The organism is Alicyclobacillus hesperidum subsp. aegles (assembly GCF_027923525.1).
GTDB lineage: Bacteria > Bacillota > Bacilli > Alicyclobacillales > Alicyclobacillaceae > Alicyclobacillus > Alicyclobacillus aegles.
In genome coordinates this window covers 1-337 of sequence record NZ_BSBJ01000032.1, presented here as the reverse complement: position 1 = coordinate 337, position 337 = coordinate 1, and the positions used below count along the sequence as shown (strand labels likewise).

Below are 337 nucleotides of genomic sequence, written 5' to 3'. Positions count from 1 at the left end.
GGCTTTGGAAACTGCATGACTTGAGTGCTGGAGAGGCAAGGGGAATTCCACGTGTAGCGGTGAAATGCGTAGATATGTGGAGGAATACCAGTGGCGAAGGCGCCTTGCTGGACAGTGACTGACGCTGAGGCACGAAAGCGTGGGGAGCAAACAGGATTAGATACCCTGGTAGTCCACGCCGTAAACGATGAGTGCTAGGTGTTGGGGGGATACACCTCAGTGCCGAAGGAAACCCAATAAGCACTCCGCCTGGGGAGTACGGTCGCAAGACTGAAACTCAAAGGAATTGACGGGGGCCCGCACAAGCAGTGGAGCATGTGGTTTAATTCGAAGCAAC

Annotated in this window: 1 rRNA gene; it reads left to right on the top strand. The window is 54.3% G+C overall.

The features are described from left to right. Positions 1–337, top strand: a 16S ribosomal RNA gene (locus QMF38_RS09565); the annotation flags it as partial.